Here is an 8,896-nt window from a genome sequence, read left to right as displayed (position 1 = left end):
TGGAACTGCCGGATGAGCACGCTGCCCGCGCTCCTGCGTCAGTGCCAGGTGAAGCTGGTGCAAGGCGCCCACACACTCCAACACGGTGGACTGGACCAGCTCCGCGGCCTCGCCGACCTGCGAGTTGGGTGCTGCTGCGAGTTTTTCACCGACGCTGAGCATGAGCCTGGCCTTGACGGCGCCAAACAGCGCGTCCYAGTCGGCGATCGCGATGTCCAGCGGGTGGTCGGGTGTGAGCGCTTCGAGCTGCCGCTCGGGAAGCGAGGCGAGATGGGCGTCGTCAGCGCCCTCGCCGCCTCCTTTGGCCCAGTCRCGCAGAACATCCAGCGCAGCGGCACTGGTGGCGGGCAGCTCGCATCGGGACTCCTTCATGAGTTCAGGAGAGCTCAGCATGGTCAGCGCCGAGCGCGCCAGCAGCCTGATATTGGGAGGGGGTGAGGAAGCAAGCCGGATCATTTCAGAACCCTCGCTAAAGGAGTTGCATGGCGCTGCAACAGCGGTTGGGCGCTGCGCCTTCAAAGGTTCGCAATATCGCCGTACGCTCCTTTCTAGGCGGCCCTAGGCGATCCGTCCGTGCGGTAACGCACATCGGCCGCAAAAGGTTTTCAGGCCGTGTCGCGGGCCGCAGTTGAGCTGAAACAGGTAAACCGATGCTTTTGCCTGACAGACAGGCCCCCGCCATCCCAAAGCCGCCCCTCAATGCAGCAATTGGGTATAGGTTTTCCGGTCAGCCGCGTAACAGCTGCATGCCGCGGCTTCCAGGCCGCCGCGGTCAAGAACCTTCAATTCACCACGGTGGTATTCGATCAATCCACCGCGCTGCAGCGCGCTGGCGGCCGACGTGATGCCGACGCGGCGCATGCCCAGCATGTAGGCCAGAAATTCGTGCGTCACATGAAAATTGTCGGAATGCGCGCGGTCCTGACTCATCAGCAGCCATCGGGCCAGGCGCTGGCTCGTCAGGTGAAAACGAAGGCAGGCGGCTGATGCGGACTGCTGCGCCATCAAGACATAAAGGTAGCGGTTCAGGCCGCGTTGCAACGAAGCACTGCGCGCCAGCTCGCGCCGGAAAACGGCGGTGCTGATCCGCCAGGACGCCCCCGCGCCCTGCACTACCGCATGCACCGGCGCGGTGACAACGCCCAGCACCAGTTGCGCACCCAGCATGCCTTCACGCCCCACCATGCCAACCTCCACCCCCGGGCTGCCTTCCACCAGGGCCACAAGGGAAATGAAGCTTTCGACCGGGAAATAGACGTAACGTGTGGGTTTGCCGGGTTCGCACAGCACTTCAGCTAGCGACAGCTCGACGGGCTCGCAGACGGCGAGCAGGCGCAGGCGATCCTTGCGAGGGAGAAGCTCAATGAGGTGGTTTTCGACAGGGGCCAAAGCGGCTCTCCGGTGTAGGCGGACCCCGGGGAGTGCCGGGTCATGGACAAGGCCGCGCTACTGTCGTCAGTTCAATTCGGTGCCTCAGTATGCACGACGTGTCGCCAACGCCACCGTGTGCCAGCGCACACAGCACACAACAGGCCGCACACCGGAATGCTAGGAGGCGAGTTTTTCGGGAAGCAAGCGGTCGTATTCTTTCTTGACCACGGCATAACACTCACAGGTGCGCTGCTCCAGGCCCGGGCGGTCCAACACTGTGATGCGGCCGCGCGAATAGCGGATCAGCCCGAGGTTTTGCAGCTTGGTCGCGCCTTCGGTCACGCCTTCGCGGCGCACGCCCAGCATGTTGGCGATCAGCTCCTGCGTCATCACCAGCTCATTGCTCTGCAACCGGTCAAGGCTGAGGAGCAGCCAGCGGCACAGCTGCTGGTCGAGCGAATGGTGGCGGTTGCACACCGCGGTTTGTGCCATCTGCGTGATCAGTGCCTGGGTGTAGCGCAGCAGCAGGTGCAGCACCGGCGCGCGCTTGAACTCGTCCTTGATGGCCTGTGCCTTGAGGCGAAAACCCTGGCCGGCGCTTTGCACGACGGCGCGGCTGGGTGTGGACTCCCCGCCCATGAAGAGGGAAATGCCCACGACACCTTCATGGCCGACGACTGCAATCTCGGCCGAAGAGCCGTTTTCCATCACATAAAGCAGCGAGACGATGGCCGTGGTGGGAAAGTACACATGGTCCAGCGTGGTGCCCGACTCATAAAGCACCTGACCCAGCGGCATGTCGACCCATTCCAGTTGCGGCAGCCAGCGCTGCCACTCTGCTTCCGGCAATGCGGCAAGCAGCTCGTTGTCTTTGGGGTTGGAAGAATGGGCCATCGAGACACTCCGGGGCGGATCTGGCTTCGAGTTGGGCCTCTGGCAGAGATCTCGCACCGTCTTCGAAGTATAGGCACTAACGGCCCTCCGGTATGTGCGCTACCGCACAAACGAAAGTTCCCCGGCAAAGTCCACCTCCAGGGCTTTTGTGGGCCTCGGTACTACCGGCTCACTTCTTCAACCGCCTCGGTGGTCTGCAAGGCATGAATGGCGATTTGTGCCGACATGAGCGCCAGTGACGCCAGCGGGTAGGTGCCGCTGATGATGCCCCTGAAGGCGACTTCTGCGGCCACGGCGTCCTGGCCCAGGCCTTCAGTGGCGGCGATGATGCATTCTTCAATGCCGCCCAGCCCGGCGTCCCCGAACAGGTCTTCAMCTTCGTAGGTCACGCGGTATTCGTACTGGGTCTTGTCAAAAGAGTCGATGTTAAAACGGACGATCATGGCGGCTCCTCTCGCGCAACTGCGAATGGTTCAAAAAAAATGCTACAAAATCAATAGCTGCTTGCGCCCGACCCTATTGGTCTACAGGCCAAAATGACTCAAAACGCCCTGCCCGGCAACGCGCCCGCCAGCAAAGCAGGCCGTGAGCAGATAGCCGCCCGTGGGGGCTTCCCAGTCCAGCATTTCACCGGCGCAGAACACGGGCTGGGGCACTGCAGCCGCAGCACCCAGCTGTAGCTGTGCACTCAGGCCCTCAAACATCACGCCGCCCGCGGTGCTGATGGCTTCATCCATCGGCCTGGCCGCAGTAACGCGCACCGGCAGCGCCTTGATGCCGGCGGCCAGGCGCACCGGATCGGCAATCGCGTCCTTGCCCAGCAGTTCGTACAACATCGCGGCCTTGATGCCATCCAGGTTCAGGCGGCTCTTGAGGTGACTGGACAGCGAGCGTGAGCCGCGCGGGTGGCGCACCTCCACCAGCACCTGCTCGGCGGTCTTGGCGGGCAGCAAATCGAGCAGGAAGGTGGCGCTGCCGTGTTCAGCAATCTCGTCACGCAGCAAGGAGGAAGCGGCATAGATCAGGCTGCCTTCGACACCGGTGGCAGTGGCGACAAACTCGCCCTTGCGGCTGAAGCTGCGGCCATGTGAATCGGTGAAGCTGATGGCCACGGACTTGAAGGGCTGGCCGGCAAAACGGCTGGCGAAATGCTCTGTCCAGCCGATGTGCGGCTGTGGACTTTTACCTATGAGTTCCTGCAGGAATTCGCGGCGGGTCTCGCCGGCGTCGGCTGCCGCCTCTTCAAGCTGCGCCGGACTGTCCGCGCGTGCGGCCACGTCGAAGCCGCAGTTGGACGGCTGCAGCGGTGCCACCGCCACGCCGCGCTCAGCCAGCAGCGGCGCCCAGGCACCATCAGAGCCCAGCCGCGCCCAGCTGCCGCCGCCCAAAGCCAGCACCACGGCGTCAGCGTGTGCCAGCACCTCGCCGGTGGGCGTTGAGAACTTCAGCGCGCCGTCATCGGCCCAGCCCAGCCAGCGGTGCCGCATGGAAAACTGCACGCCGGCCAGGCGAAGGCGGTGCAGCCACGCGCGCAGCAGCGGCGCAGCCTTCATGTCTTTGGGGAACACGCGGCCCGAGCTGCCGATAAAGGTTTCCACGCCCAGCGCTTCAGCCCAGGCACGCAGCTCGGCCGGGCCGAACGCGGCCAGCAACGGCGTCAGCTGCGCAGCGCGCTCGCCATAGCGGCTCAGAAAAGCCTCGGGTGCTTCGGAATGCGTGAGGTTGAGCCCGCCCTTGCCGGCCAGCAAAAACTTGCGCCCCACCGAAGGCATGGCGTCGTACACCTCGACCTTCACGGCCGCACCGGCAGCGGCCAGCACCTCGGCGGCCATCAGGCCGGCGGGTCCGCCGCCTATGACGGCAATACGCAGGGGGCCGACAGGCGGCGGTTTCACGGGAGAGGCTGAATCGTTCAAAAGGTGTTCCGTCTGCTCGCGGAGGCGAGGTATGGTGAGATGGGAGAAATCAAGGCCAAACAGCAGCCGCTTTCCTGAAAGGCATCAAAGATAGCGCTTCGCAGGCGAATGTGTTTGCTCTGTTTTTGATAGCTGCTTGCGCCCGATCCGATTGGCCTGCAGGGCTAAATCGCTTAAAAACAGGGGCCAGGTACAGGTTTGGCGCCGATTGGCGGCATGCGCCAATTATCACAGGCCGCACTTGCCGGCCTGCGCGGCGCATTGCATTACATGGGCGGCGCAAAACCATCGCGGCCGACGATGACACGCAGCGCGGTCGGCTTGCCGGCTTTTTCCTGCGCCGTGATCATCACCTTGGCACCCGGCACCAGCAAGGCGTTTTCGTCGGCCTTGCCGGGCTTGAAGGACACCACCGGCACATCCGGCGGAACAATCACGGTTTTCTCGCCGTCCTTGTAGCGCAACGTGAGCTTTTGCCCGCCGGGCACCGACGTTGGCGCCGCGGCCAGGTCGGCCACGGTAGCGTTGGTCATGGTGCTGTCGGGCCGCAAATCCCAGGGGCGGTGGCCTTCACCGGCGCCGCGCGCTGCTTCGGGGAACACCAGCACCTCCAGCGCCAGCTGGCTGCCGTCGGGCTGCGGCATGCCGGCGGTGCCGATGTAGCTGCCGGGCTTGATGTCGGCGAGCGACAGCGGGTACACCTCGGACACGTCCATCTCGGCCGGGCGCACCAGCGTGATCACTTCGCCGCTGCGTTCCCTGATGGTGAGGCTGGTCGCATCGACTTTTTCAATCGTCGCGCGCAGGCGCACCGTGGGGTTAGTCGGTGCCGGGGTTTGGGCCCATGCCAGTGGCAGGACGGCCAGGAAGGTTAGCGAGGCGGCAAGTTGCTTGAACATGGTTGTCTCTTTCTTCAGGTCGGCGAATAACATGGGGTAGAGCGCGGGCTGTGTGAGATCAATCCAGCTCGACAACAGTTCCCCGCCCCGTCAGGAAAGCTGCTTTCACCGGCGCGCCGGGGTAAATCAGCTGCACCGCCGCACGGTAGTCCTGCAGCTGCGCCACCAGCGCGGGCTGCAGCTCCGGCGCCACGGCGGATTTGTAGTCGAGCACCCACCAGTGGCCTTCGTGGCCGGCGTCCTTGCGCTGCACCAGGCGGTCCAGCCGCAAGTCTTTCCCGGCGTAGACAAGGCCGACTTCGTTGCCTTGCCAGGCCACGGCTTGCGGGCTCCAGGCCCAGGCGCCCTCACCCGCCAGAATGCGCCCGGCCAGGCCGGCGGCCTCGGCTGCCTGTGCAGGGCTCAGGCGAAACTCGCGCGCCGCCGCCTTGATCTGAGGGTCTGACAACGCACCACCCCACTCCAGCAGGCGGTGCATGGCCTTGCCGATGCGGGCCTTGAGCGAATCTTCATCAACGCGCACCGCAGCAGGCTCGGAAATCGTCATGACCTCGGGCAGTTCAGGCAACTCGGGCAGGTAGAACACGCCCGCGTCGGCCGCATCGAGATGGGCGGCTGCGGACTCATCCGCGACCGGCGCAGGCAGTTCGCCCACCAGTGCGTGCAGGCGCTGCCACCAGCTCTCAGTCGTCACGCGGTGCGGCTCGATGGAGGAAATCACCAGCGTACGGCGGGCGCGCGTCAGCGCTACATACAGGGCGTTGAGTTCTTCGCGCTTGCGGGCCGCCTGCTCGCTCGCCAATGTGTCGGCAGCGCAGGCGGGCGGGCGGCTTTCGCTAACCAGGAAGACGAACTTGCGCGGCTCCGTCGCCTCGCCGGGCCAGTCGACCAGCACGCCCATGCTGTCGGCATTGCGCTCGACGGTGTCGGTGTCCAGCAGCAGCACGGCTTCGGCTTCAAGGCCTTTGGCGCCGTGGATGGTCAGCAGCCGAACGGCCTCGCTGCTGACGGCTGCCGGCGCCTGCGTGCCCCCGGCCTTGAGGGCGCGCACAAAACCGTAGGGCGTGGCATAACGCCCACCGTCCAGCGCCAGCGACACACCCAGCAGCGCGCGCAGGTTGGCCAGCACCGCGCTGCGCTGGGCCGCCGGGGCGGCAGCGCCAAAACGCGCCAGCACGTCGCCGTCGTCGTAAATGCCCTGCAGCGCATCATGCGGCGGCAAGCGGTCCAGCCAGCTCTTCCACTTGGTCAAAACAGGCCCCAGCCCTTTCAGGCCAGGCGCAAGCAGCTCCTCTTTTTGTAGCAGGCTGTACCACGGCTGGTGGTGCTCGCGCTGCAGCAGCGCCAGTTGCACCAGGCAATCGTCAGCCAGCCCGAACAGCGGCGAACGCAGCGCACGTGCCAGCGAGAGGTCGTGCTGCGGCGACACCAGCACGTCGAGCAGCGCCACCACGTCCAGCACTTCGCAGCAGTCGATCAGCTCGGTTTTCTCGCCCACCTGCGCGGGAATGTGCAGCGCGCGTAGCTCGTCCTGCAGCGGCAGCAGGCCTGCGCGTTTGCGCGAGAGGACCATCACGTCCTGGGGGCGCAGTCCGGCGGCGACCTGTTCGGATATCCATGCGGCGGCCTGCCGGGCCTCGCGCGTGCGCAGGGTCTCCTCGGGCAATTCGCGCGGCGTGGTCAGGCTGTCGCGCCAGCCGGCGGCCAGCGGCGAGACCTCTTCTTCGTCCTTGTTGCGTGCAATGGGCGGAAGCCGGCCCACAGCGCCGGCCCGGCCAGAGGCCGTGGTGTGTTCGCGGAAACCGTCGTACCCGTCGGTTTCGCGCGCCGTGGCCATGGCCGAATTGACGATGTCGATCACCGCCTCGGCGTTGCGCCGGGTGTGGTCGCAGCTGAGCAAGTCACCGCCCAGGCCGTGCACCACAAAAGCCTGCGCGGCACGAAACACCTGCGGCTCGGCGCGGCGGAAGCGGTAAATGCTTTGTTTGGGGTCGCCCACCAGGAACACGCTGGGCGCCGTGCCCGCACCCGAGTAGCCGATGAGCCAGGCATACAGAGCCTGCCACTGCAGCGGGTTGGTGTCCTGGAACTCGTCAATCATCAGATGCCGGATGCGCGCGTCCAGCCGCTCCTGCACCCAGCCCGACAGCACGGGGTCGGCCAGCATCAGCAGCGCGGCCCTCTCAACGTCATTCATGTCGACCCAGCCGCGGTCACGCTTCAAGGCGGTGAACTGGGCGATCAGCACGCGCGTCAGGCGCGCCATGCGCTGCTGGTACAGCCAGGCGTCATGCTGCTGGCGGGCCGCCACCACACGCAGCACCAGGTCTTGCGCAATGCGCACCTGTTCGATGCCGACAATTTTTTCGCCGAACTTGCGCGGCGTGCCCTTTTCGGTCAATAGGGCCGCAATGGCCGCCGGGAAGTCTCCGGCCGTCAACGCCTGCTCCAGTTCCACGCCTTTGGCCGAAAAAGTCGGCGCGCTCGCGCGGCCCAGCGCGATGGCGGCGTCCCTCAAGGTTTGCCGGTGAAAACGGTTGGTGCTGAGCAGCTCTTCGGGTTCATCAAGGCCGCCAAATTCAGTGAACTGTGCACTGAAGGCTTGTACCGAGGCGTCGATCACGCCTTTTTCATCAGCCAGCGTGAACTCGGTGCGCTTGTCGAGCGCGGCTTGCAAGGCCTTGTCGGCCTGGAAACGCCCATACGCCAGCACCACCGCCTCAAAGTCAGCCTTGAGTGACGCGTCAACCGCGACGGCCGCATAAAACCGCCGCCACACCAGCGCGCGTGCCGGCGCATCGTCTTCCAGCAGCTCGTAGTTCACCGGCAGCTCCAGGCGCTGCAGCACCGCTACTGGCGCGCTGCGCAGCAGGGCTGCAAACCAGCTGTGAAAGGTGCGTATCTGCACCGAGCGGCCGCTGGCCAGAATGGAGCGGTATAAATTTGATAGCTGCTCGCGCACGTTCTGCGCGGCTTTCAGGCCTTTTTGGCTTGAAAAATCGACCCTGACGCCGCGCATTTCGAGTTCGCGCTGCAGGGTCTCATCGTCGGCGTGGGCAAAGGCCTTGAGCCAGTCGTCCAGGCGCTCTCGCATTTCGCCGGCGGCTTTTTTGGTGAAGGTGATGGCCAGGATTTCATGCGGCAAGACCTGCTGCCCCGGTGCGGCCGTGGCGCCGTCCAGCAAGGCCCGAACGATGCGTGACACCAGCATCCAGGTTTTGCCGGCGCCGGCACAGGCTTCCACCGCCACGCTGCGCCGCGGGTCGCAGGCGATGGCGTAGAAGGCATCGGCGGAGAGCGGCTCGCCGTTGCATTCGTAGGCCGCGGCGTGAGCGATCAAGGTGTTAGCCGGCGGGGTCATACGCCCTCCTCCCCTGCCGTGGCTTCCTCGTCCAGGCTCCAGAAATCCTTGCGGCAGAGGCCGCGGGCCGCGCAATAGTCGCAGGCCTTGCCCTCCCCTAATGCCGGCAGCGCCGCCCCGCGCGAGATGCGCGCCATGTCGGTCAAGATGCTGTCGATGAGCTCGTCGCGCAAGCCGACGATCTCGGCTTGCTCATRGGTCTTGGTCGGCTCTTTTTMGCCGAGGTTGACGTAGGCCGCGGCCAGCGTGTCGTCGCTCATCAGGGCGGCATAAAAGGCAAGCTGGGTGTCTTCCTGGCCGTTCTTGATGCGTTCGGCCGTGGTCGTGCGCGGCTCGGTCTTGTAGTCGATCACCAGGGCGTGCCCGTCAGGCTGGCGATCAACGCGGTCGAGCTGGCCGAGCAGCGTGAGCGTGCCGACAGGCACTTCGCGCCAGACTTCGGCTTCGTCGAAGAC

Annotated in this window: 8 protein-coding genes; all 8 read right to left on the bottom strand. The window is 65.2% G+C overall.

The window, feature by feature from the left end; all coding sequences use genetic code 11:
* On the bottom strand, positions 1 to 456 hold a 456-nt coding region (locus AC1D1X_RS09300), incomplete at its 3' end, for a hypothetical protein (protein ID WP_477698177.1).
* A gap of 240 nt (positions 457 to 696) precedes the next feature.
* Entirely contained in the window at positions 697 to 1,389 is a 693-nt protein-coding gene (locus AC1D1X_RS09295; protein ID WP_477670877.1) for a Crp/Fnr family transcriptional regulator, read from the bottom strand.
* 159 nt (positions 1,390 to 1,548) lie between these two features.
* Positions 1,549 to 2,265: a Crp/Fnr family transcriptional regulator gene (locus AC1D1X_RS09290; RefSeq protein WP_477670878.1), complete on the bottom strand. Its 717-nt coding sequence runs from the start codon at positions 2,263 to 2,265 to the stop codon at positions 1,549 to 1,551.
* Positions 2,266 to 2,426: 161 nt separating this feature from the next.
* Entirely contained in the window at positions 2,427 to 2,708 is a 282-nt protein-coding gene (locus AC1D1X_RS09285) for a hypothetical protein (protein WP_477698176.1), read from the bottom strand.
* Between the two features lie 81 nt (positions 2,709 to 2,789).
* Positions 2,790 to 4,160 (bottom strand): TIGR03862 family flavoprotein, encoded by a 1,371-nt coding sequence (locus tag AC1D1X_RS09280; protein WP_477698175.1) that lies wholly within the window; start codon positions 4,158 to 4,160, stop codon positions 2,790 to 2,792.
* Positions 4,161 to 4,447: 287 nt separating this feature from the next.
* Positions 4,448 to 5,080 (bottom strand): hypothetical protein, encoded by a 633-nt coding sequence (locus tag AC1D1X_RS09275; protein WP_457278648.1) that lies wholly within the window; start codon positions 5,078 to 5,080, stop codon positions 4,448 to 4,450.
* Between the two features lie 58 nt (positions 5,081 to 5,138).
* Positions 5,139 to 8,441 carry a UvrD-helicase domain-containing protein gene (locus tag AC1D1X_RS09270; protein ID WP_477670881.1) on the bottom strand — a complete coding sequence of 1,101 codons (3,303 nt, stop codon included), beginning with the start codon at positions 8,439 to 8,441 and terminating at the stop codon, positions 5,139 to 5,141.
* Positions 8,438 to 8,896: RecB family exonuclease (locus tag AC1D1X_RS09265; protein ID WP_477698174.1), on the bottom strand; the 459-nt coding region annotated here is incomplete at its 5' end. The genes AC1D1X_RS09265 and AC1D1X_RS09270, both read right to left, overlap by 4 nt.

It is taken from the genome of Polaromonas sp. P1_G4 (assembly GCF_056405475.1).
Note: the sequence above shows the minus strand (reverse complement) of the source record. Positions and strands in the feature narration are given on the sequence as shown.

Coding starts and splice junctions, on each gene's coding strand:
- AC1D1X_RS09290 (WP_477670878.1), bottom strand. CDS start 2,265: ATGGCCCATTCTTCCAACCCCAAAGACAACGAGCTGCTTGCCGCATTG.
- AC1D1X_RS09275 (WP_457278648.1), bottom strand. CDS start 5,080: ATGTTCAAGCAACTTGCCGCCTCGCTAACCTTCCTGGCCGTCCTGCCA.
- AC1D1X_RS09270 (WP_477670881.1), bottom strand. CDS start 8,441: ATGACCCCGCCGGCTAACACCTTGATCGCTCACGCCGCGGCCTACGAA.